General features: G+C 64.2%; 21 protein-coding genes. 11 read left to right on the top strand and 10 right to left on the bottom strand.

The window, feature by feature from the left end; genetic code table 11:
• Positions 1-75: 75 nt before the first annotated feature.
• Complete coding sequence (locus AArcCO_RS05595) at positions 76-1,044, bottom strand: hypothetical protein (protein ID WP_259535494.1); 969 nt, start codon at positions 1,042-1,044, stop codon at positions 76-78.
• A 353-nt stretch (positions 1,045-1,397) separates the two neighbouring features.
• Between AArcCO_RS05595 and AArcCO_RS05590 the strand changes: the two genes are divergently transcribed.
• Positions 1,398-3,590 (top strand): GH32 C-terminal domain-containing protein, encoded by a 2,193-nt coding sequence (locus tag AArcCO_RS05590; RefSeq protein ID WP_259535492.1) that lies wholly within the window; start codon positions 1,398-1,400, stop codon positions 3,588-3,590.
• Positions 3,591-3,621: 31 nt separating this feature from the next.
• On the opposite strand, the gene AArcCO_RS05585 is transcribed toward AArcCO_RS05590, so the two are convergent.
• Complete coding sequence (locus AArcCO_RS05585; protein ID WP_259535490.1) at positions 3,622-4,917, bottom strand: glycoside hydrolase family 68 protein; 1,296 nt, start codon at positions 4,915-4,917, stop codon at positions 3,622-3,624.
• 156 nt (positions 4,918-5,073) lie between these two features.
• Here AArcCO_RS05585 and AArcCO_RS05580 point away from each other — a divergent pair, with 156 nt between their 5' ends.
• Positions 5,074-6,012, top strand: a complete 939-nt coding sequence (locus AArcCO_RS05580; protein ID WP_259535488.1) for a DUF7260 family protein — start codon at positions 5,074-5,076, stop codon at positions 6,010-6,012.
• A 53-nt stretch (positions 6,013-6,065) separates the two neighbouring features.
• Here AArcCO_RS05580 and AArcCO_RS05575 read toward each other — a convergent pair whose 3' ends face one another.
• The 3 genes from AArcCO_RS05575 to rbcL all read right to left on the bottom strand — a co-directional run bounded on the left by AArcCO_RS05575 (position 6,066) and on the right by rbcL (position 9,805).
• On the bottom strand, positions 6,066-7,142 hold the full coding sequence (locus AArcCO_RS05575) for an amidohydrolase family protein (RefSeq protein ID WP_259535486.1): 1,077 nt from the start codon (positions 7,140-7,142) through the stop codon (positions 6,066-6,068).
• Between the two features lie 68 nt (positions 7,143-7,210).
• Positions 7,211-8,452 carry an HD domain-containing protein gene (locus tag AArcCO_RS05570; protein WP_259535484.1) on the bottom strand — a complete coding sequence of 414 codons (1,242 nt, stop codon included), beginning with the start codon at positions 8,450-8,452 and terminating at the stop codon, positions 7,211-7,213.
• A gap of 81 nt (positions 8,453-8,533) precedes the next feature.
• The gene (rbcL, locus tag AArcCO_RS05565) at positions 8,534-9,805 is read right to left on the bottom strand and encodes a type III ribulose-bisphosphate carboxylase (RefSeq protein WP_259535482.1); all 1,272 of its coding nucleotides are present in this window, start codon (positions 9,803-9,805) and stop codon (positions 8,534-8,536) included.
• 105 nt (positions 9,806-9,910) lie between these two features.
• Between rbcL and priS the strand changes: the two genes are divergently transcribed.
• The 3 genes from priS to AArcCO_RS05550 all read left to right on the top strand — a co-directional run bounded on the left by priS (position 9,911) and on the right by AArcCO_RS05550 (position 12,811).
• Positions 9,911-11,083, top strand: coding sequence for a DNA primase small subunit PriS (gene priS, locus AArcCO_RS05560; protein WP_259535480.1), 1,173 nt, complete (start codon positions 9,911-9,913; stop codon positions 11,081-11,083).
• Between the two features lie 66 nt (positions 11,084-11,149).
• On the top strand, positions 11,150-12,157 hold the full coding sequence (locus AArcCO_RS05555; protein ID WP_259535478.1) for a hypothetical protein: 1,008 nt from the start codon (positions 11,150-11,152) through the stop codon (positions 12,155-12,157).
• Between the two features lie 48 nt (positions 12,158-12,205).
• Positions 12,206-12,811 (top strand): hypothetical protein, encoded by a 606-nt coding sequence (locus AArcCO_RS05550; protein WP_259535476.1) that lies wholly within the window; start codon positions 12,206-12,208, stop codon positions 12,809-12,811.
• A gap of 57 nt (positions 12,812-12,868) precedes the next feature.
• Here the strand turns inward: AArcCO_RS05550 and AArcCO_RS05545 are convergent, their stop codons facing one another.
• A complete protein-coding gene (locus tag AArcCO_RS05545) occupies positions 12,869-13,174 on the bottom strand; it encodes a hypothetical protein (protein ID WP_259535474.1) in 306 nt (101 codons plus the stop codon).
• Positions 13,175-13,365: 191 nt separating this feature from the next.
• Here AArcCO_RS05545 and AArcCO_RS05540 point away from each other — a divergent pair, with 191 nt between their 5' ends.
• On the top strand, positions 13,366-13,701 hold the full coding sequence (locus AArcCO_RS05540) for a DUF8081 domain-containing protein (RefSeq protein WP_259535473.1): 336 nt from the start codon (positions 13,366-13,368) through the stop codon (positions 13,699-13,701).
• Between the two features lie 166 nt (positions 13,702-13,867).
• Here AArcCO_RS05540 and AArcCO_RS05535 read toward each other — a convergent pair whose 3' ends face one another.
• Both AArcCO_RS05535 and AArcCO_RS05530 read right to left on the bottom strand, forming a co-directional pair.
• Positions 13,868-14,062 (bottom strand): cold-shock protein, encoded by a 195-nt coding sequence (locus tag AArcCO_RS05535; protein WP_259535471.1) that lies wholly within the window; start codon positions 14,060-14,062, stop codon positions 13,868-13,870.
• Between the two features lie 154 nt (positions 14,063-14,216).
• Complete coding sequence (locus AArcCO_RS05530) at positions 14,217-14,420, bottom strand: hypothetical protein (RefSeq protein ID WP_259535469.1); 204 nt, start codon at positions 14,418-14,420, stop codon at positions 14,217-14,219.
• Positions 14,421-14,593: 173 nt separating this feature from the next.
• On the opposite strand from AArcCO_RS05530, the gene cofD reads away from it, so the two are divergent.
• Both cofD and AArcCO_RS05520 read left to right on the top strand, forming a co-directional pair.
• Entirely contained in the window at positions 14,594-15,592 is a 999-nt protein-coding gene (gene cofD, locus AArcCO_RS05525) for a 2-phospho-L-lactate transferase (RefSeq protein ID WP_259535467.1), read from the top strand.
• Positions 15,593-15,636: 44 nt separating this feature from the next.
• Positions 15,637-16,383, top strand: coding sequence for a tRNA-dihydrouridine synthase (locus AArcCO_RS05520; protein ID WP_259535464.1), 747 nt, complete (start codon positions 15,637-15,639; stop codon positions 16,381-16,383).
• Positions 16,384-16,412: 29 nt separating this feature from the next.
• Here AArcCO_RS05520 and AArcCO_RS05515 read toward each other — a convergent pair whose 3' ends face one another.
• Both AArcCO_RS05515 and AArcCO_RS05510 read right to left on the bottom strand, forming a co-directional pair.
• The gene (locus tag AArcCO_RS05515; RefSeq protein ID WP_259535462.1) at positions 16,413-16,748 is read right to left on the bottom strand and encodes a chorismate mutase; all 336 of its coding nucleotides are present in this window, start codon (positions 16,746-16,748) and stop codon (positions 16,413-16,415) included.
• 10 nt (positions 16,749-16,758) lie between these two features.
• Positions 16,759-17,619: a shikimate kinase gene (locus tag AArcCO_RS05510; RefSeq protein WP_259535460.1), complete on the bottom strand. Its 861-nt coding sequence runs from the start codon at positions 17,617-17,619 to the stop codon at positions 16,759-16,761.
• Between the two features lie 145 nt (positions 17,620-17,764).
• Between AArcCO_RS05510 and AArcCO_RS05505 the strand changes: the two genes are divergently transcribed.
• The 3 genes from AArcCO_RS05505 to AArcCO_RS05495 all read left to right on the top strand — a co-directional run bounded on the left by AArcCO_RS05505 (position 17,765) and on the right by AArcCO_RS05495 (position 20,860).
• A complete protein-coding gene (locus AArcCO_RS05505; RefSeq protein ID WP_259536532.1) occupies positions 17,765-18,211 on the top strand; it encodes a DUF5796 family protein in 447 nt (148 codons plus the stop codon).
• A gap of 23 nt (positions 18,212-18,234) precedes the next feature.
• The gene (locus AArcCO_RS05500; protein WP_259535459.1) at positions 18,235-18,468 is read left to right on the top strand and encodes a DUF7508 domain-containing protein; all 234 of its coding nucleotides are present in this window, start codon (positions 18,235-18,237) and stop codon (positions 18,466-18,468) included.
• Positions 18,469-18,625: 157 nt separating this feature from the next.
• The gene (locus tag AArcCO_RS05495) at positions 18,626-20,860 is read left to right on the top strand and encodes a universal stress protein (protein WP_259535457.1); all 2,235 of its coding nucleotides are present in this window, start codon (positions 18,626-18,628) and stop codon (positions 20,858-20,860) included.
• Positions 20,861-21,059: the final 199 nt, after the last annotated feature.

Here is a 21,059-nt window from a genome sequence, read left to right as displayed (position 1 = left end):
CCGGTCGGCTGTCGAATCGTCGGTCCGAACGACAAATAAGAGATTATCTATAGGGCGGTTGCGCGAAGTTCGAAGCTACCCTTCGATGATCTCGAATTCGCTTTCCAGCACGCCGACGTTGTAGAACTCGCCCTCGTTGGTGATTTCGACTTCGTAGGTGACCGTCCCAGTCTCGGCGTCATCCGGGATGTGCCAGGTGGCGTTCCAGTGGAGGTCTTCGCCGTCGTCTTCCTCCCACTCGAGGTCCCGTTCGATGTCGCGGTCGTCGATGATGAGCGTCGCCTCGTCGATCACGTCCGGTCCGACGGGTTCGCCGGTGGAACCGTCGTAAACGCCGATGTCGAAGCCGGCCATCATGCCCGGAACGAACGCCCGCGAGGGGCCACACGCCGAGACGAACTGCGCGTCGTCCGGGATTCCCGAGGATCCGGCGTACATGTCGTCGGTGACGACGTAGTTCTTCGGGTCGTCGAACTCGATGATTTCGAGTTCGCTGTCGAGGATGCCGACGTTGCGGTACTCGCCCTCGTTGGTGACCTGCACTTCATAGGAAACCGTGCCCGGCTCCTGATCCTCCGGGATCGGCCAACTACCCGACCACTCGGCGTCCTCGTCGTCGAACTCGAGTTCGACGGACGGACCGCCGTCGATCGCGACGGTTGCCTCGTCGATCACGTCGGCGCCGACGATGTCACCCGTCGCTGGGTCCCACACGCCGATCTTGAACACCGCTTGCATCTCCGGGATGAAATTCCGCTGGGGGGAACACGCCTGAGCGAATCCACCAGTCCCCTCCGGGATGTACGCGGAGCCGGCAATGATGTCGTCGGTGACGACGTAGTTCTCGGGCTCCGGCGTCGGTTCCTCGGTCGGCGTCGGCTCGGGGGTCGGTTCCGGCGTCGGCTCCTCGTCGCCGGCACAGCCGGCGAGCGCGACAGACGCGAAACCGGCCGTCCCCGCCAGCACGCCACGGCGGCGGACGGATAAACCGGGACGTTCCCTCGATTTTTCTCCTTCCATGGGTACCTCGTGCTCTTCTGGCATCAAGTAAAGGTGACCTGGCCTTAACATATGGATGTTTCGATCAAATATTACAAGTTTTCTGGAATTGGCGCCAGACGAGCGTAGAGCCCTCTTTTTCCCATATGATCCTTTTCCACGTTGTACGTCCGTGAGAAATATTCAAAATCCTTCAATAATGGCCCTTCATAATACAAGTGGTGTTATGACATTCCAATCCAGTTCGCAACAGCCTCGGGATATATTCAGTGACGCTCTGTGCCAGACGAACCGAAGAGGAACCGTCAGACTGACTCCGCTCCGATGAACCGACCGAAGACCGCTAGGCCGATCTGTTCCCGCATCACTTAACTCTCCGGTGTGCCTGTCGTGATCTGATGGACACCTCCGATGCGGCCGTCGGTTTCCTTGCTGTCGGCGAACTCGACACGGAGGAACGGGCGGCTCTCACGTGGTGTCGAACCGAATTCGACACGGAACGGATAGAACTCGACGCCGTTTCCGATGGTGACAGACTCGCGGGACTCGACGTGATCTGGTGGCACGCCAACGAACCGATCGCGACCCCCCGAGAGATTGCAGACTGTGCCCCGGCGTTCCAGTCGTTTCTGGAAGACGGCGGCGGCCTCCTTTTGACCTCCCGTGCGGTCGCACAGGTTTCAGCGCTCGGAATCGACCCCGTCCCGCCGGACGCGACGGGCACGGAACCAGTAGAGGAACCGACGGGAGTCCTCTGGAAGTCAGTGTATGCGGACCATCCGATCCTCGCGGGATTGACCGGGCTTCGACATCACACCCAGCCGGCCGGCGATCCCGCACCGTACGCGCGATACGAGAACGTCCTCCCCGAACGGGCGGACGTGCTGGCCGGCACCGTCCGCGGCGAGACGGACGTGCCGAGTGAGCTTGGGGGCCTGCAGTGGCGCGTCGGCGAGGGGACAGTCGTCGGAATCGGGCAGGGAATGGCGTTTTCGGGCGCGGACGCGGAGGACACGGAGGCGAGCCGCGAACGGATCGTGAAGAACGGACTTCAGTTCCTGGCCGGGGACGCGACGTTCGACCTGACCGCCGGTCGGCCCGTCGACGCGGCCGGTCTCCTCGACCATCGGCGCGAACTGGACGACGATCCACACCGGCCACACTACCACGTCTGCCCGCCCGCAAACTGGCTCAACGATCCGAACGGCTGTATTCGGTGGAACGATCGATACCACGTCTTCTATCAGTACAATCCCGGTGGTCCCCACCACGATACGATTCACTGGGGACACGCGGTGAGCGACGACCTCCTCCACTGGGAGGACAGATCTGTGGCGCTGTCCCCCACCCCGTCGGGACCCGACCGGGACGGCTGCTGGTCGGGATGTGCGGTCGACGACGACGGAACCGCCCGGATCGTATACACGGGCGGGCGCGACCGGTGGCAGCTCCCGTGTCTGGCGACTGCAGCCGACGGCGAGCTCTCCACGTGGGTTCCTGACGACGACAACCCAGTTATCGAACAGCCACCGTCGGAACTGGATCTGCTCTCGACAGAACACTGGCACGCCGAGTTCCGCGATCACGCGATCTGGCAGGCCGACGGGTACTGGTATCAGCTGATCGGCGCAGGCCTGGAGGACGTCGGCGGAACCGTCATCCTGTATAAATCGTCGGACCTGCGGAACTGGGAGTACCTGGGGCCCGTGCTGGTGGGGGACTGGGAGACGCCCGGAACGGTGTGGGAGTGTCCAGAACTGCTCGAGTTGGACGACAGTCACCTCCTCCACGTCTCCAACTACGAGACGGTACTGTACTTCCTCGGAGAGTTCGACGCCGACGCCGGTCAGTTCCGCGAAAGCCGGCGCGGGACGCTCGATCCAGGCGACTTCTACGCGCCCCAATCGCTGCACGATGGCGATCGGACGGTTACGTTCGGCTGGATCCCGGAAGCCAGAGGCATCAGCCGTCAGTGGGATGCCGGCTGGGCGGGAACGCTGTCGGTTCCACGGGAACTGTCCGTAGAGAGGAATCGCCTCCACCAGCGTCCGATTCGTGAGTTTTCCGAACTTCGGGAGCGCCGGCTGTGCCGGGGTCGCGTCGACCTGGACGACGAGACGCGCCGGTTGGACGCGGCAGGCCGGTCGATCGAGATCGAGGCGACCCTCGAGGTCGGCGATGCATCCGAGGTCGGATTCCTCGTCTGTGCGACCCCCGACGGTGCCGAGCAGACGAGAATTCGGTACGACAGCGAGTCGGTAACGATCGACCGGAAACATTCGAGTCTCGATCCAGGGGCGAACAGAGCGCCGCAGTCGGTCGCCGTCGACGACCTCGAGTCACCGCTGGACGTTCGCGTGTTCGTCGACGGCTCGGTCGTCGAGTTGTTCGCCGGCGAACGCCGGGCGCTCACGAGTCGGATCTATCCGACGCGCCACGACAGCACCGGCGTCGCCGCCTACGCGGTCGACGGTGACGGTAGCGTCGACGCGACGATCTGGGCAATGGGCAGCGCGTGGCCGGACGTCGCGAACTTCTCTCGGGGGACGGAACCGAAAAAAGCCAGTGTACCGTCACCTGACGGCAAATGACCCCCGTAAACGGTCCGATCGACCGGAAACCTCAGTAGGCGTCAACGAACCGCGAGGTTCTCCCCTCGAACGATCGCAGTTCAGGAAGCGATTCCGAGGGTAGCGGGAGATGGCCGTGATCGAGCGTTCCGAGGATCCGGGTTCGGTCGCCGTCGAGCTGGATCCGAAGCGTCGGCGCGAGCGTGCCTCCGAACCGACGCAGCTGTTCGGACTCGGGAAGCTCAGCGATCCCGTCCAGCGATTCGCCGACGTAGTCGTAGTAGTTGAAGAAGCTGGCGACCAGCAGTTCCTCGCGGTGGAGATACGCGATCCAGGAGTACGCCTGAAACGGCGCGTTCGCCGGGTTCGTCGCGACCAGACCGTGACCGTTGAGGGGGCAGTACGGGCCACGGAGATCGTCGCCGACGAAGCCGTACAGCCCGTCAAATCCCTCGATTCCGGGGGCGAACGTGTGTTTGTGACTCGAGACGAACAGGTAGTAGCTCCCGTTTCGGTACGCAACGTGGGGGCGTTCGAGTTCCTGGTTCACACAGACGGCGTCCACGAGCGGTTCACGTAACTCCCAGTCCATCGGGTCACCGGACTCCGAGATCGCCATCCCCACGCTCCCGTTGAACTCCTGCTGGACGGGATCGCCGCCACAGCGCCCACTTTCCGGCGGAACGGGCGTGTTGGCCTCGAACAGCAGTGTCGTCTCCCCGGTTTCTGGATTCTCGAAGAACCAGGGATCCCTGAAGGTGTAGATCATCCCCCGCGACTGATCTTCCCGTTCGTAAAACGTCCCGTCGGGTTCGAGCAACACCTCGTGTCGCCAGTCGCCGTCGATCGTGACTTCATCCCCGTCGGGGACAACAGTCACGCGACCCCCCACTGCTCCCGCGATACGCTGGGTGTAGGTGAGTTCGGACTCTCCACGAGAGCCGGTTGCCGTATAAAACACGTAGAGGTCGCCGTCGTCGTACAGTGTCGAACCTGCCCACTGGCGGGAGCCGAACGCTCCCCCATCGAACACCGGACCGCCGTGCGTCCAGCGTCGTCCATCCGAGGAGTAAAAGTAGTGCAGTTCGGCAACGTCGTGCCGCTTCCCGGGCAACAGCGTGTCCGCCGTCGTCAGCGAGACGATCACACGATACCCGTCGATATCGGCGATCGTTCCGTCCCGGTTCCGTACCGGCCACGTGTCCCAGATGTGCCAGCCGTCGAACGGATCCGACGGCGCAGGATAGATGATCGGCGCGAGCGTTCGGTCTACACGTTCGAGGCCGGCGGCCTGTGACCGGCACCACGCCGATGGTCGTCCCCCGCCATGTGAGAACTGGTTGGTCATGCGTTCAGTCCCGGTTACTGGTGATCTGGGGAGAAATGCCTTTGCAGTTTCGCTCGGTAGCGAGTAAGTTTTTGAGGACCGGAGCGTGGTCGGGAGTTGTCGCAGTTTCTACCCCCGGGGCGTAACATCTAAGCACACCCTGGCAAAATATAGCATATGAGCACAGCCGGGGGACAGCAGTGGCAGCTCGACAGAACTGCCTTGGAGACGGGATGTACTGGCTGGGAGTGCGGCCTCGTCGAGGCGCTCGGGGAGCCCGCGGTGGCCTTCGCTGCGATCGCCGTCGGACTCGCCGTCTTCGTCTCTGTTACCCTCCTCCGGAAAGCAGCCGAATCGATCGTCGAGGAACGGAAACACGTCGTCCGCGAGCGGAACGCGTTCGAAGCGTTCGCCGATCGAGTCGAGGGGATCCAGCCCGGAGTGAGCTCCGATGGCGGGGAAGCCGGAACCCTTTCGGGGGCTGCCGCGGTTCGGGTAGTCTCCAGCGGGGCGGGTGGAAACAGCGGGGGGATCGGCGCCGTCGAAACCGCCTACGAGCAGACTGTGATGTCCATGGAGCATTACGAGGAGGAGTACGGCGAATCGCTCGCGGAGAACATGGCCGCGGAGCTCGGAAGTGACGTGGCCACCGCGGTCGCTGCAGGCGATCAGCTCACGCCCGGGCTGCAAAGCGCGCTGGTTTCGGAGGCCCGCCGGGCCGCAAAGCGCCGGGAGACGCTGCTTGCCCAGCTCGAAGACGAGACAGAACGGATCGACGAGGCGTACCGCGCGATCGAACCGATCGAACGTCGCCTCGAATCCGTCGAATCGGACCTGGAGACGTCCGACGGCTTCCACGAGGGTGAAAGCGCCTGGAACCGGCTCCGGGCGATCGAAACGGATCTCGACGAGGAGCTGGATCGCCAACAGGCTCGGCTCGACCCGTCGACACACTCGTCCGAAGAGCCACACGTGTTCTGTAGGTATCTCTACGGGGACGGCACCGGCGGCGGCGAATACCCGGTGTTGGGGACGCTCGGGCGTCTCCTCCAGCGCGTCGAACGGGGCAAACAGCTCGCCGTCCGGACGGTCACGGAACGATCCACCTCGGTGTGACCCGTTCCGGACGGCGGCCCCGGGACAGCCCGGCGACAGTTCTGTGACCGTTGCTACAGAATCACACGCGAGACGTCGCCGTGTCCCGCGCGCCGGACGACGGCGCGCCGGACGTCAGTAACACCCTCGAGGTTGTTGCTTCCACCGTCGAGGACGAGCAGCCGGGCGTCGCGACCCGCTTCGATCAGTCCGCAGTTCAGCCCAGCCGTCTCCGCGCCGTTGATCGTCGCCATCCGGAGTACCGTCGCCGCAGGAACGTCCGAAAGCTTCGACGCGAACTCCATCTCCCGGAACATCGACGGGGAGTTGAGCATCACGTTGTCCGTTCCAAGCGCCACCGTGGTTCGCTCGACGAGTTCGCGGATCGGCGGCACGCCGACGTTCGTCACCAGGTTCGACCGCGGACAGACTACGACCGGTATCGCCCTGTCTTCGAGGCGGTCGAGGTGGAGCTCCCGGACGTGCGTCATGTGAACGAGGAACGATGGGTCGAGATCCAGCGCCGGGTTGATGTCGTCGGAGTCGCGCTCACCGGCGTGAATACCGAACAGTTTTCCCGCCTCCCGAGTCGCCTCGCGGACGCTGGAGAACTCCCCATCCCGAGCACCGGACGCGCCGAACCCGTCGCTTTCCCGCATCGCCGCGACGGTTTCCCGGCCGAGAATCACCGGTTCGATCGGCGATTCCTCGAGCGCGTCACGGATGAGTTCGACGCCCTCGAGTCCCCCCTCGCGGAACTCGAGGAACGCCCCAGTCCCCGTCGACGCCATGTAACGGAGCGACCGCCGCATCGCTTCGACCATCGACTCGCGGTCGGCTGCTTCGAGCAACTGGTGTTTCAGCCCGTCCGGCGGCGCAACCAGTTCCTCGAGCGAGAGCCCCTCGCCGGCCTCCTTCGCGATCGAGTCGCCGATGTGGGTGTGGGCGTTGACGAACGCCGGGAGTACGATCGCGTCGCTGTCGACGGACGCCTCCTCGACTGCAGTTATTCGTCCGTCCTCGAACACGACCCGTCCCTCGACCGGGTGGAACTCTCGACCCGCGAGGATCGTTCCCTCGATAGTGGTGGCCCCCTCGAACTCCGAACGGCGCTCGAGGTCATCCGGCCCGTCGGCGTGTGCTGTCGTCATTGCCGCCGGGTTTGCTACCCGACCGCTTGAATCTCACGGAGAGAACGGAGCCGAGAGGTTCACGAGGTTTATCGTTCGAACTCGTCGAGGGTGTGATACACCTTCGTCCGAACGTCGGTGACGAGCCCACCCTCGGCGTCGATGTCGAGCTTCTCGGCGGCGATTCGACCCACGCGATCAGTCAGTTCCTCCCGGGTGTAGACGCCGAGACGCCACTGCCCTTTCTGTGCGGTCCGGAGCGCCGACACCAGCGGCGACTGCCCGTCGAGTCGCCGCATCTCGCCGTTGACGAGAACTCGAGAAGAGGACTCGGTAATCGACGGCTCCGACGGAACGTCCACGATCACGTCCGTCGAGTCGACGTCGGCCTCCTCGGCGATCTGTCGTTCGATCCGCCGGATCTCGCGGTGATCGGCGTCGAGAATCCACTCGGGGACGTCCGACCATTCGGCCCACACGGACCGCTTGAGGAGTCGGCGCGCGTCGAACCGGCGACTGAACCGCTCCGTCTCCGGCGTCGAACGCAGCGCCACGATCAGATCGTGATCGTCCATGCGCCGCAGCCGTTCGGCGTCGACGTCGACGGCGGCACCGCTTTCGGAGTCCAGCAGGCGTTCGGACGCCCGACGGAGCATCGCTTTGGAGATGCGCGCGACGTGGTGTTTGTACACGGTCGGGTTCATCAGCGCCCGTGCCAGCAGGAGTGACTCCGCAGTCTGAACGTTCCCCTCGTCGAGGACCAGTTCGCCGTCGACGAACGTGAGCTCCCGCGTCAACCGCTCGTGGTCGATCGTCCCGTACGGCACGCCGGTGTGGTGGGCGTCCCTGACGAGATAGTCCATGCGATCGACGTCCAGTTCCCCGGAGACGAGCTGCCCGTACGTCCCCTCCCCGCGGATCAGCTGGGCGACCCGTTCCGGATCGAGGTCGTGTTCCCGGAGGGTTTCACCGACCCGCCCCGAGGCGATCAGTTCCTCCACCTCGTCGTGGTACTTCCCCGTGCGTCGGTGAGTGAGCGCCTCGATGTTGTGACTGAACGGGCCGTGGCCGACGTCGTGAAGCAGTGCAGCGGCCTCGACGTGGGCGACGTCGCGTTCGGGAAGGTCGAGCCGCTCTGCCGCCCGGGAGGCGAGGTGATAGACGCCGAGGGAATGTTCGAACCGCGTGTGGTTCGCGGAGGGGTAGACGAACTGGGCGGTCCCGAGCTGCCGGATCCGCCGGAGACGTTGGACCGCGGGCGTGTCCAGCAGCGCCTCGGGAGGGCCAGTCACCTCGATGTGATCGTGGACGCTGTCCTTGATTGTCGCCATGACTGGACAGTAGATCCCCCACCCAGTTAAACGGCGGCAGGGGAAGACGAGTGGGCGCGGACCCGATTGATCGACTGATCGTTATCGCGGCGTCTCGGTTCCCCACATCTCGATTGCGGTCTCGAGTTCGGGATGATCGCGTGCGCGCTCCTCGAGTGACACGCCGTCGACGGTAGCACCGACGGCCGCGCGGAACGCCTTCGCCCCCGCGTGAGTGCCGTCGGGGTGGCCGTGCACGCCGCCGCCGACCTGGATACAGAGGTTCGTACCGAGGCGATCGAGGAGTTCGGGCACCAGTCCGGGGTGGAGGCCGCCAGACGCTGTCGGCAACACGTCCTCGAGGCCGTGGAGATCGCCCGCGAGCCAGTCGTTGATCCCGTAGGTGTCCTCGTTTTCGAGTTTACCGAGATCGGCAGTCCCGGTGTGGATCTGATCGACGCCACACAGCCTGGCGATCTGTGCGAGGACACGCATCGAGACGCCGTGTTCGGGGAGTCGATCGAACGCCGCGTGCATCGCGCGGTGGGCGTGAATCGCCATCCCGTGTCGTTCACACCGCTCTCGGACGGCCTGGACGGCCGCCCATCCGGTGGTGATCACGTCGACCATCACGTACTCCCCACCCGCGGCGGCGACGTCGTCGACGCGGTCGAGCATCGTGTTCGCGTCCGCGGTGACGTTTATGAGGTACGACTTCGGCTCGCCGGTCTCCTCCTGGGCCCGATCGCGGGCCGCAAACGACTCCGTGAGCCGTTCCTGGAACGGGTTGAACGACTGGTCGGTGAGGTTCTCGTCGTCCTTGAGCAGATCGAGCCCGCCGGTCCAGGCGTCGTAGCCGACCTGGACGTGTTGTTCGGTCGTGAGGCCGACCTTGGGTTTGGGAACGGTCGCCAGAATGGGTCTGTCCCCGGCATCGAAGAACTCCTCGCGGACCGACGAACCGTACAGCGGACCGGGAAACGACGTCGCAAGCGGGTCCGGCCACGTGCAGTCGACGAGGCGAATGCGGTCGACCGCCTTCATTCCCATGATGTTGCCCGCGATGCAGGACAGCACCTGGGCCATGTTGCCGGGTTCGAACAGCGCGTCCGGGTACGCGACGGAGATCTCCGTGGCGTCAGCCCCGGGGGCAGTATCGTCGTCGATCGCGAAGGCAGTCGCCGACAGGTCACGGACCTCCCCGTCGACCTGTAGCTCCGCCCACGTCCCGTTCGAGGATTCGCTTGCCACCCGAGAGGCGGCGTCTTCGACAGTCATATCGGCTGCCGGCCGGATCCGGAACCGACAGACGAGTTCGTCTTCGGCCGGTTCGTACGACGTGTCGAGGAAATCCTCGTAGGTAATTCCGACCATGTCCTCGGTGTTCGGACCGAACTCGTATAAATCGTGTGCGGAATCGGTCCTTCGGGGCACCCGGAAGGTAACGACTTTACCCGCGCCTTTCCTAGTTCGGAACCGATGGAGGAGCGCACCCGGGAGTATCTGCGGGGCCGGTTTCGCGACTACTACCGCAGCGCCGACGTGTCCCCGCCGCCGGACGCGAACGAACGGGAGTGGGGGTACATCCCGTGGACTGCGGGCGGCGGCACGACGATGGTCCGCCACCAGTCGTGGCTCGATCTGACCCAGGGGGCCGCGTTTACCGACGCGCTCGCGCGGACGGCACCCCGTCACGCCTACTTCTCTGCGGCGCGGTACGACGATCCTGGTGCGTCGACGATGGGGAAGAAAGCGTGGCGGAACGCCGATCTCGTGTTCGATCTCGACGCCGATCACCTCCCGGGGGTCGATGCCGAGGAGACGTCGTACGCGGAAATGCTCGAGGCGTGCAAGGGCGCACTCGAACGGCTGCTGTCGTTTCTCGAAGACGAATTCGCCTTCGAGGACGTGACGGTCGTCTTCTCGGGCGGCCGTGGCTATCACGTCCACGTCCGGGACGAAAGCGTTCGGGGGCTCGAAAGCGACGCCCGACGGGAGATCGTCGACTTCGTCCGCGGGATCGACCTGGAAGCCGACGACCTGATCCGTCGCGTCTCCGTCGAGGGGACGAACCAGCGCGTGCTCGCGACCGGCGGCGGCTGGGGGCGTCGGGTCCACCGGGCACTCGTCGAGTTCGCAGACGAGCTCACGGCAGCCGAACAAGCGGAGGCACTAGAACGGCTCCAACAGCTGGATGGGATCGGCGAAGGGCGCGCGAAAACCGTCCTCGGCGCGTTCCAGCGCAATCCTGACGCAGTCCAGGAGGGGAACCTGGAGGCGGGCGGTCCCGGGATCCGGCGACTGGTCGAGGCGCTCGTCGCCCGCGAGCGGGCAGCACAGGGAGCCCCGATAGACGAGCCGGTGACGACGGACACTCGACGGTTGATCCGGCTGCCGGGAAGCCTCCACGGGGGTACGGGATTCCGCGTGACACCGATCCCGCGGGAGGCACTCGCGTCGTTCGATCCGCTCGTCGACGCGGTCGCCGACAGGTTCAGGGGACGGGAGATATCGATCCGTCTCGAGGCGGAGTCGGTCGTCGAACTCGGCGGCGAAACGTATAACATCCCCGCAGGCGAGAGTTACGTTCCGGAAGCAGTTGGCGTCTTCCTGATGGCTGGGGGAGATGCCGAAAAGGCGACAGAGCAGTAGCAGGGAGCCAGCTGTCATACGACGCGGCGGACACGAACGCGACGCGGGGGGGAACGGAAACGACACATGGACCTGGACGAACTCCGGACGGTACAGGCGAAAGAACGCCGGAAGGACAGCCTCCAGCATCTGCGGAACTCCTTTTACGCCGACGTGGCGACGTACATCGCGGACCTGCGTGCACAGCGTGACAGACGCGCCCAGCGAGTGGACCACCCGTTCTCCGACGACGGCGTCAGGCGGCTCTCCGACGAGATCGAAACCGCAGAGGAGGTCGCAGAGGCGATCTACGAACGCCGGGTCGGAAAGGTAGTCAAGCTCGCGTCGTTTGCGGCCGCAGACATGGCCGTCGAGGAGGAGGGGATGACGGAGGACGAACGCCGCCTGTTCGATGACCTCGTCGATCGAATCGAACGGAACAAGGCGACAGTGCTGGACGCGCTGTCGGGCGTTACCGACCCCGAACAACTCGGTGGGGACGACGCCAGCCCGGGGGCGGAACCTGGTGCAGTCGAATCGGAGACTGCCGACTCGGCAGTTGTCGAACCGGAGGTCACCGAGCCGAAAGCGCCCGGATCACAACCGGAAAGGAACCCAGCGTCCGAACCCGCAACGGTGTCGGAGAGACCGGGTGAACCGGACGCGGCGAAAAGCGAACCGGACGAGGGGGAAAGCGATCTGCTCGCGGACGCGATGGGCGGTGACGGTCCGAGTGGGAACGGCGAAACGCCGGCCGGGACGGACGTCCGACAACTCCCGGACGAGGCCGAGATGGCCGGCTGTGAACGCGACTCCGCGACCGTCGAGTCCGATACAACCGAGGAAGACCCGTCGACACTACGAACGGACGGTGCAACCGTAGCCGAAGAACGCACGAACGGTAGCTCCGGAGGATCCGACGCCGGGCAGTCGACAGGAACCGACCGGACGACCGTGCGCATAACCGACGACGTCGGATCGATCCTCGGGATCGACGACCGGGAGTACGACCTCGAGCGGGAGGACGTCGTCACGCTCCCGGAGACGAACGCCGGACCGTTGCTCGAGCAGGGAGCCGCAGAGCGGCTTGATTGAGACTGTCGGGCACCAATTCCTATATCCGCCGGGGGTGTAGACCCATTCATGGAGTGTCCTCGGTGTGGCGGTGGGCTCACCGTCTACCGCCTCGGCGGCGAGTCGTCGTGGGTCTGCAGGGAGTGTGGCTCCGTCGGCGTCGAAACGGAACACGGGTCCGAACCGGCACGTACCGAAACGTGGGAACAGGCGTTACAGCGGTTTTACGCCCAACACGCGGGCCCGGACGACGGTGAATCGGCCAGTCCGGACGACGGTGAATCGGCCAGTCCGGACGACGGTGAATTGACCGACCGGAACGATCCTGCTACCGACGAAACCGACGGCACAGCCCTCGAAGCGTCTCACCGGGCGGAAACGGTAGCCACCGCGCTGGACGATCTCGAAATCCCCGGTGACGGAGAACTACGCCGAAGTCGACGGGAAACCGTCGCCGAGCTGTACGCGTTCCTCAGGGAACGGGAAACCGCCAGCCGGAGTGACTTCCTCCAGTTAGTCGACCCCGAAGAGGTGTCCTACGCCAGTCCCGAGGGGTTCTGGGAGGCCGTCGGGCGCGATGGACTGCGGAAGTTACCCGGCGTGACACCGCCGGAGTCGGGGCGCCACGAGTGGGCGTTCGAAAACGGGAAAAGCGAAGGACAAAGCGACTGCTAGAGGCAGCAAGCGACCGCCGCGCTGGAACGCCCTGCAGCCGGATTCACGGCGTCGAGGTCAACCCTCTACTTCCGGAACGTCCTCGATCCGCATCTCGCCGAGCTTGTCGACGATCTCGTCGATCTTTCCGTCGAGTTCGTCGACGAACTCCTGAGTCCGGTCGGTCGTGATCGCACCCTGGCTCGACGGTTCGATGAGGTTTTCTTCCTCGAGGACACGCAGGGAGTACCGGACCTTGTGGTGGGGATAGCCGGTCTCGTTCGACATCTTCACGATCCCGATCGGCTCGTTTTCGATGACCATTCGGAGCACTTGCAGGTGCCGTTCCAGCATATCGACTTCTTTCTCCAGTCTGTCTATCATGCCATATGTTAACTCGTCTTTATTCCTTTTAAGCGTTGCTGTCTGGCGGCGCAGTAAAAAGGGAGACGGGGGTGCCACCCCCGTTGTTAGTGGGTCGATTTCAGATTTTGCGTGTTAGTAGTTAACGCTTCGGGTCGTTCCAGCTCCGCGAGAATCGATGATTTAAGGGGACCCACGGCCGAACACCGGACGTGGCGTACGTGCTCGAAATCAAGCCGTCGGCACGCAAGCGGAACGCCGCCGCGGGACGTGCAGTCAACCGCGACGGCACCCGGTGGTCGTTTGCGACGCGGAAGGCTGCCGAACGGTGGGCCGAAGAGCTCACCCAGGCCGGCGGGGAACTCGTGTGGGTTCAGTCGGCCCATCCGCGAGACGGGTCGGGCGTCGACGGCTACCTGCTCTCCCGGCTCGACAGGGGCTCGATCGCGGACCGAACCCGACTCACGACAGAGGGCACCGGGAGGAAGGCCGACCGAAAGAAGAGACCGACCGAACAGGACGAGTTCCCGCTCGGCGAGCGACGGTAGCGTCCCGCTGGCCACACGAACAGCACTGTATCCACGCAGTTTTGCCCCGGACCCCCTGTACTCGACGCTGCGCGGGTCGAAAATATGTGGTTCCTTCGAACCACCGGAACCGCTGAAGACGATCCGGAGGCCGAACTATCCGTACGGTTGGCCGACTCCACCGGAGTTACAGCCGCTGAAGGTTCTTCGCGCGCGGGCCCTTCTCGGCCTGCTCGATGTCGAACTCGACTTCCTGTCCTTCCTCGAGATCCGGACCGCCGACGTCTTCCATGTGGAAGAAGACGTCCTCGTCCGCGTCGTCAGTCTCGATGAAACCGTAACCGCCAGTGTCGTTGAAAAACGCCACAGTGCCTTTCGCCATTGCAAGTGACTCCAGGCGGAGTGAGGCAATCTCGACATAAATAGTTGTGGGTTGCAATCCGGCTTTCGGAGCGAGTACATAAAAGATCCGTCGAAGCGGCCGGGGTGGGGGTGAGGGACGGGTTGTTGGAGAAAACCGACAGCCAACTCGTTTTTCACTCGTTTTTGAACGAAGCGGTGTACACGAGGAACGCGCCCGTTGCGAGGACGAACGCGAGGAACGTCACGAGCGCGAGCACGTTAGCAATCGGCGCCAGCGGTTCCACGAAGCTCTGTCCCGTGGCGTCGAGAACGAGGACGGCCAGGAGGGCGGCGATGAGCGCGAGCAACCAGTTCGTTGCGAGTTCGTCGAGAGCCATACCCGACGGAACTGCCCGCGAACGTAAAAAGCCAGTCCATCGCCAGTCACCGAGTCCATCGCCAGTCACCGAGTCCATCGCCAGTCACCGAGTCCATCGCCGTCGCGCCAACGCTCCGGCGCTCCCGCGTGTCGTTACGCAGGGTACAAAGTGGTGCCCATCGATGAACGCGTATGGTTACGTTTCTCGCTGGCGGGACCGGCACCCCCAAGCTGCTCGACGGCGCGGTTCGACTGCTCGAACCGTCGAACGTCACCGTCGTCGGCAACACCGGGGACGACGTCGAACTCGGCGGTCTGCTCGTCTGTCCGGACATCGACACTGTGTTGTTCCGTGGCGGCGGCGTGCTCGATCGCGAAACCTGGTGGGGGATCGCAAACGATACGACGACGACCCACGCCGAGCTACACCGACTCGCCGAGACCGCGGGACTGGAAATCGGCCCTCGATACCTTCCCGACGAGCTACAGACAGACGGACGGGAGATCGCACGCTGGCGGCGGTTCTCCGGCGTCGCAGAGTTCATGGAAATCGGCGACAGGGACCGGGCGGTCCATCTCACGCGCACCAGCCTGCTGGACGAGGGGTACCGACTCACCGAGGTGACTCGTCTGCTTGCGGAGGCGTTCGAACTGGACGTCGATCTCCTGCCGATGTCCGATGACCCAGTCGCCTCGATCGTCCACACCGAGGAGGGAGAAATGCATTTCCAGGAGTTCTGGGTCGCCAACCGGGGCGAACCCACCGTGGAGGACGTCGAGTTCCGTGGATCCGCGGAGGCGACCCCGAGTCCAGAAGTACGGACTGCGCTCGAAAAGCCGATCGTCGTGGGGCCGTCGAATCCGGTGACGAGCGTCGGTCCCATACTCGCGTTGACAGGGGTCCGGGAGGCGCTGCACGCGACGCCCGTCGTCGTCGTCTCCCCGTTCGTCGAGCGGGAGGTGTTCTCGGGGCCGGCGGCGGAACTGATGACGGCGGTGGGGTACGAGCCGTCGACCGCCGGCGTAGCCGAGGCGTATCCGTTCGCCGACGCGTTCGTCCTCGACGACGACGACGGAACAGCGCTCGACCGTCCGACCGTCCACACGGACGTGACCATCGACGACGCCGACGACGCAGAGCGCGTGATGCAGGCGGTGGCGACGGCCCTGGAGCGGGTGAGCGAAGTGTGACTCGTCCGTCAGTACCGTTTTCTCCGGCCGTCGCCGCCGCCAGTTTGAGCGGCCAGTCCGACGCCGAGTGGGCGAAAGCCGCCGCACCGTACGTCGGCTGTGCGTTCCTCGGGGGGATCGCCCTGGATTCCAGAAGCCGGGACGCGGCCAGAGGGATGCGAAAGCGAGATCGCGAGGAGTTCCTGCCGGACGACCCGATCGAATTTATAAGGACACAGCTCGAGGCGCTAGAGGACGTCCCGATCCGCGCCGGAATCAACGTCCGTTCGTCGGCAGTCGAGCCGATCCAGGAGGCGGCGGTCGCGTGTGCCTCCGCCGGCGCGATCCTCGAGGTCAACGCCCACTGTCGCCAGGAGGAAATGTGTGCGATCGGCTGTGGAGAGAGTCTCCTGCGGAATACCGATCGGCTCTGCGAGTACGTCTCTGTGGCGGCCGAAACGGGAGCGACGGTTTCGGTGAAAGTCAGAACGGAAGTCGACGGGGTCGACCTGCCGGAAACCGCTCGGCAGGTTGCTGCGGCGGGAGTCGACGTCGTTCACGTGGACGCGATGGACTCGGAACCCGTCGTCGGAGCGGTCGTGGACACACTGGAGGCGGGCACCGACGCGACCGTCGGAAGGCGACCCGTCGTCGTCGCCAACAACGGGGTGCGCGATCGGGAAACCGTCCGCGAGTACCTCGGCTACGGCGCCGACGCTGTGAGCGTCGGACGCCCGAGCGACGATCCGGAGGTGCTCTCCCGAGTTCGCGAGGCGGTAGTGAAGTGGTTCGAGAACGGAACAGCCGACTGACGACTGGCTCGACGATCCTTCCTCGTGTCCTACCGATTTTCCCGTTGTTCCACTTTGTTCAGTTCGATCAGCAGCCGGAAGATCGCCTTCACGAGGTTCGAGTCCACCTCGAACCGTTCGGCGTTCTCCCCGGCGCGTTCCATCACCCGGCTTTCCTGAGACTCGTCGGTGGTGGGCAGCCCGCGTTCCTCTTTCACCTGTGCGATGGTGTCGGCGACGTAGGTCCGCCTGGCGATCAGTTCGACGATCTCCCGATCGATCGACTCGATCTCCGCACGCAGCTCCTCGAGGGACATCTCCTCGGGAACGTTCGCGCGCTCGTCGTCCGATTCCTCGTTTCGGTTCGGTTGTGTGGTCCCAGTCATCGTCGATCTGTTACTCCGTCGTGATTCGTGCCCCGTCCGATCGGGAGGTCGTCAGTCGGGTCTCCCCCGGGCGGTCCTGCCAGCGCTCCCGGAGCGTCTGCAGATCCCGGAACTCGCCGACTGCGACGACGCTCGGTCCGGTGCCGGAAAGCGAGACGCCCTCGGCCAGCTGCATCGCCTCTACCGCCGGATCGGTCGGGAACCCCAGCGCCGCCGAAAACGCCAGCCCGTTTACGGTCATCGCCTCGCCGAACCGTCCGTCCCTGGCCAGTTCGGCGACGAGTTCCGCCATCGGCGCGACCTGTCCGCAGCGGTCGACGTCGGCGTCGGCGCTGTAGGCTCGCTCGGGAGGCGTCCAGATCAGAACGTCCCAGTCGCGCTCCTCCCGAACGAGGAGTTCGTCGGTGTCGTTGTCGGTGAGCGTGACGCCGCCGAGCATGCTCGCGGACGCGTCGTCGAACGCCCCGGTGACGGTGACGCCGGCCTCGCGTGCGGCTCGGACACCGAGTCGACAGGCGTCGATCCTGGCGACGCCGTCGGCCCGGCCGAGCGCGGAAAGTGTCGCGAGCACCGTCGCGTTGGCGGCGGCACTCGAGCTTTTGAGACCGGCTGCAAGCGGGACGTCGCTTTCGGTTCGGACGTGACCGCCCTCGCCGTCGCCGAACTCCTCGGCGACGAGTTCGACGCACCGCTCGATCAGCGTCGTGTCAGCGTCCGGCATCTCGGCGATCTCTCCGGTCACGGCGGCGGCGGCAGGATCGAGCTCGACGGTCGCGCGCGTCTCCAGGTCGATCGCAAACGCCGATCCGACGCCGGTTGCGAGCGCGTTGAGTACGGTTCCTGCCCCCGGCGCCGCGGCCCGTCCCTCCATACAGGAAGGGGAACGAGCGGGGGCAAATGGTTGGCGGTCGCGGCGAGACTGCGAAGCGACGATGCAAACGGCACCCCGGATCGATGACGCCGACGGGAGTGGAGAGACCGCGGAGTACTTCAACACGGCGGTAACAACTCTACTTATGAGTGGGCCAGGAAGAACCGACGTTCCGCCGGACACCGTCGGGATCGAGCTGCGCGAGGAAGGGGTCGTCGTCGAGTACATCGACGGACGGACCACGCTGTATCGCGGCGTCCCCGAACGCGTCGAGGGAACGCTCACCGCGGTTTCGACCAAACAGATCCACGTACTCGTGACGGATCCCGCCGAAACCGAGGGCGTCATGCTGTACGTGAACGACCGTAAGACGGACGAGGAAATTCTCAGGGATTCGGGGGTCGGACGGATCGTCCTCGATTCGGGTGAAACAGAGGAACTGTTTCCCGGCGTGACCGCCAGACAGACCCGGGAACGGACCGAAATCGAGGCCGATCCCGCGGTCGCACGGGGGCGCGTGTTCGTCTTCGTCGAGGACGAGTGGACCGAAGACAGTTACGAGCTCGTCGCTCCCCCCGACAGTGACGAGTGATTTGACGACGAGTCTCGAAAACGATGAGCCTCAAAAAACGCTGGCGCGAACTCGACAAACGTACCGTCGCGAGTGCACCGGATCGATACGGCGTGTACGAACTGGGTGACGGGAGCGGAAACAGCCTGGGAATGGCAGTCGGCGTACTCCGGAACGACCTGAAAGAGGAGCTCGCTTATGGCGACGCTCGGCAGGTCAGGTGGACCGTCGCGCAGTCGAGAGACCACGCCGAACGGCTCCTCGAAGAGCACTCCTGAACACGCCCTCTCCCGGAGTCGTGGTTTGAAACAGCTTGAGATTTTACTCAAATATTCTTGACGAGTACTCAACTCCCACACTATAAATAATAATTAATCCAGTAATAAACAGAGAAATGCAAAAGCACAAGTCACGGAAGTCAAGAGAAACACGCACATGACGAAAGATCTCGAGCGGGATCTGGGTCTCGTTGCCGTCATCGCCGTTTCGATGGGAGCGATGATCGGCAGCGGGATATTCATCCTCCCCGGGCTCGCGATGGCGGAGGCGGGGCCGGCCGTGATCCTCGCGTTTCTGGTGGCCGGAATCCTCGTGATTCCTGCCGCGCTTTCGATCTCCGAGCTCGGAACCGCCATGCCCGAGGCGGGCGGCGATTACGTGTTCATCGAACGGGGGATGGGTCCCGGCGTGGGAACGATCGCCGGACTCGGGACGTGGCTCACGCTCCTTTTCAAGGGGGCGCTCGCGCTCGTCGGGGGCATGTACTATCTCGACGTCGTCTTTGCGCTGCCCAATCTCACCGCGACGGCCGTCGTTCTCGCGACCGTACTTATCGGGATCAACCTGCTCGGCGTAAAGCAAACGGGACAGCTCCAGTCGTGGATGGTCGTGGTGATGGTCGCGATCCTGGCGGTGTTCATCTCCGTGTCGATCCTCCAGGTCGACGGCGCAAGCTACGATCCGTTCTTCACCGCCGGCGGGGGCGGCGTCGTCAACGCCATCGCGCTGGTGATCGTCTCGTATGCTGGCGTGACCAAGGTCGCTAGCGTCGCCGAGGAGATCGAAAACCCCGGTCGAAACCTGCCGCTGGGACTGTTGATTTCGCTTGCGATCACGACACTGTTGTACGTGCTTATCGTCTTCGTTCTCGTCGGAATCGTCGACGCCGAAACGCTTCGGGGGACGAACATTCCGATGGTGGTCGCAGTGGATCCGCTGTTCGGCACACTCGGCGTCATCGCGATCGTCCTGGCGGCAATCCTGGCACTGGTGTCGACCGCGAACGCCGGGATCCTCACCGCCTCGCGGTATCCGCTTGCGTTGAGCCGGGACGACCTGATCCCGGACGTGTTTTCGCGGATCCATTCGGGCTATCAGACCCCACACGTCGCGATCCTCGTCACCGGCGGCGTGATGCTTTTCATCATCGTCTCGCTACCGGTCCAGGAGATCGCGAAGATGGCCAGCGCGTTTCAGATCCTGGTGTACGGGCTGGTAAACGCCGCCCTGATCGCGTTCCGAGAGCGGGATCTGGACTGGTACGATCCGGATTTCGTGTCGCCGGGATATCCGTGGATTCAGCTCTTCGGGGTCGTCTCGGCCGCGTTCATCATCACCCAGATGGACGTCCTCCCGCTGGTCGGGGCCGTCGGGATCACCGTGTTCGGCGGCCTGTGGTATCTCTACTACGTCCGTGGGGAGGTCGACCGCGAAGGGATCGCCGTCGACGCAGTTCGGCGGGAGGCCGGAAGGCAGTACGTCGCAGAGACCGAGCGAAAGATCGCCGAACCGAAAGGTGACGAGATCCTGATCGCACTCCGTCGGGACGTAAGCAGGCTGGAAGAAAACAGGCTGCTCGAGATCGCCGCGCCCATCGCCCGGAGCCGAAACAGCCGCATCCGTGTTGTCAGATTCGACGAGGTTCCAGACCAGTATCCGCTCGACCAGGCCGTCGATCAGTCCGGCGAAGACATCGAGTTCGAACAGCGAACCGACGAACTCGCCCGAGGGCTGGACGTTCCCGTCGAAGTCGGCGAGATCGTAAGCCACGATACGAAACACGCCATCGTGAATTTCGCTGAGCGGGAGGGGGTCGATCTGATCCTCACGCGGGCCGACCCCGTGAGCCGCCTCCGGACGCTGTTCGGTCGAGACGCCGACTGGATCATGGAGCGGGCGCCTTGTGACGTGGCCTTCGTCCAGCTCGGGAAGCTCGAAAAGATAGACGACATCGCGATCGTCACCGACCGGAGCCCGTTCAACGACCCCCTCAAGGTCGAACTTGCTGACGCGATCGCCCAGCAGACGGGTGGACGTCTCCGGTTCGTGTTCCCAGCCGGTGTGGACGCCTCCGAACAGGTGCTCGAATCGATCCGTGCCTATCACGAGGAGCTGAACGAGCTCTGTAGCTCGCCAGTCGAAGGCACCATCATCGAGGGGGAAGACGCACGGCAACAGTTGCTCGCCGAGGTCGAAACCGCTGACCTGGTGATGCTGTCGACGAAGACTCACAAGCTACTCCCGGACCTGGTGTTCACGCTGGAATCCGACCGGATCGCCACCCGTCTCGACCAGCCGGTCGTTATGGTCCACTCGAGCCGATCCCGGCGGGCGACGTTCCTCGAACCGATCGTCGAGCGGTTGCTGTTCAGGGAAGGGAACCGTCAATGAGTCAACCGAACAGCATCGGAACGCTGTCGAACTGCTTTTATCCCAGTTCCCTCTATGGGCATAGACGTGACAGAAGCCGTAGGGGGAACATTTCGGACAATTTCCGAAGCTGCGGACCATCCGTGAGATGATTCAAACGGACAGTTTCTGCCTGGCCCCGACCGGGATCGCTCGAACGAACACAGATCGAACTATGTAC

The organism is Halalkaliarchaeum sp. AArc-CO (assembly GCF_024972735.1).
Classification (GTDB): domain Archaea; phylum Halobacteriota; class Halobacteria; order Halobacteriales; family Haloferacaceae; genus Halalkaliarchaeum.
Note: the sequence above shows the minus strand (reverse complement) of the source record. Positions and strands in the feature narration are given on the sequence as shown.

Coding starts and splice junctions, on each gene's coding strand:
- AArcCO_RS05595 (WP_259535494.1), bottom strand. CDS start 1,044: ATGCCAGAAGAGCACGAGGTACCCATGGAAGGAGAAAAATCGAGGGAA.
- AArcCO_RS05590 (WP_259535492.1), top strand. CDS start 1,398: ATGGACACCTCCGATGCGGCCGTCGGTTTCCTTGCTGTCGGCGAACTC.
- AArcCO_RS05585 (WP_259535490.1), bottom strand. CDS start 4,917: ATGACCAACCAGTTCTCACATGGCGGGGGACGACCATCGGCGTGGTGC.
- AArcCO_RS05580 (WP_259535488.1), top strand. CDS start 5,074: ATGAGCACAGCCGGGGGACAGCAGTGGCAGCTCGACAGAACTGCCTTG.
- AArcCO_RS05575 (WP_259535486.1), bottom strand. CDS start 7,142: ATGACGACAGCACACGCCGACGGGCCGGATGACCTCGAGCGCCGTTCG.
- AArcCO_RS05570 (WP_259535484.1), bottom strand. CDS start 8,452: ATGGCGACAATCAAGGACAGCGTCCACGATCACATCGAGGTGACTGGC.
- rbcL (WP_259535482.1), bottom strand. CDS start 9,805: ATGGTCGGAATTACCTACGAGGATTTCCTCGACACGTCGTACGAACCG.
- priS (WP_259535480.1), top strand. CDS start 9,911: ATGGAGGAGCGCACCCGGGAGTATCTGCGGGGCCGGTTTCGCGACTAC.
- AArcCO_RS05555 (WP_259535478.1), top strand. CDS start 11,150: ATGGACCTGGACGAACTCCGGACGGTACAGGCGAAAGAACGCCGGAAG.
- AArcCO_RS05550 (WP_259535476.1), top strand. CDS start 12,206: ATGGAGTGTCCTCGGTGTGGCGGTGGGCTCACCGTCTACCGCCTCGGC.
- AArcCO_RS05545 (WP_259535474.1), bottom strand. CDS start 13,174: ATGATAGACAGACTGGAGAAAGAAGTCGATATGCTGGAACGGCACCTG.
- AArcCO_RS05535 (WP_259535471.1), bottom strand. CDS start 14,062: ATGGCGAAAGGCACTGTGGCGTTTTTCAACGACACTGGCGGTTACGGT.
- AArcCO_RS05530 (WP_259535469.1), bottom strand. CDS start 14,420: ATGGCTCTCGACGAACTCGCAACGAACTGGTTGCTCGCGCTCATCGCC.
- cofD (WP_259535467.1), top strand. CDS start 14,594: ATGGTTACGTTTCTCGCTGGCGGGACCGGCACCCCCAAGCTGCTCGAC.
- AArcCO_RS05515 (WP_259535462.1), bottom strand. CDS start 16,748: ATGACTGGGACCACACAACCGAACCGAAACGAGGAATCGGACGACGAG.
- AArcCO_RS05510 (WP_259535460.1), bottom strand. CDS start 17,619: ATGGAGGGACGGGCCGCGGCGCCGGGGGCAGGAACCGTACTCAACGCG.
- AArcCO_RS05505 (WP_259536532.1), top strand. CDS start 17,765: ATGAGTGGGCCAGGAAGAACCGACGTTCCGCCGGACACCGTCGGGATC.
- AArcCO_RS05500 (WP_259535459.1), top strand. CDS start 18,235: ATGAGCCTCAAAAAACGCTGGCGCGAACTCGACAAACGTACCGTCGCG.
- AArcCO_RS05495 (WP_259535457.1), top strand. CDS start 18,626: ATGACGAAAGATCTCGAGCGGGATCTGGGTCTCGTTGCCGTCATCGCC.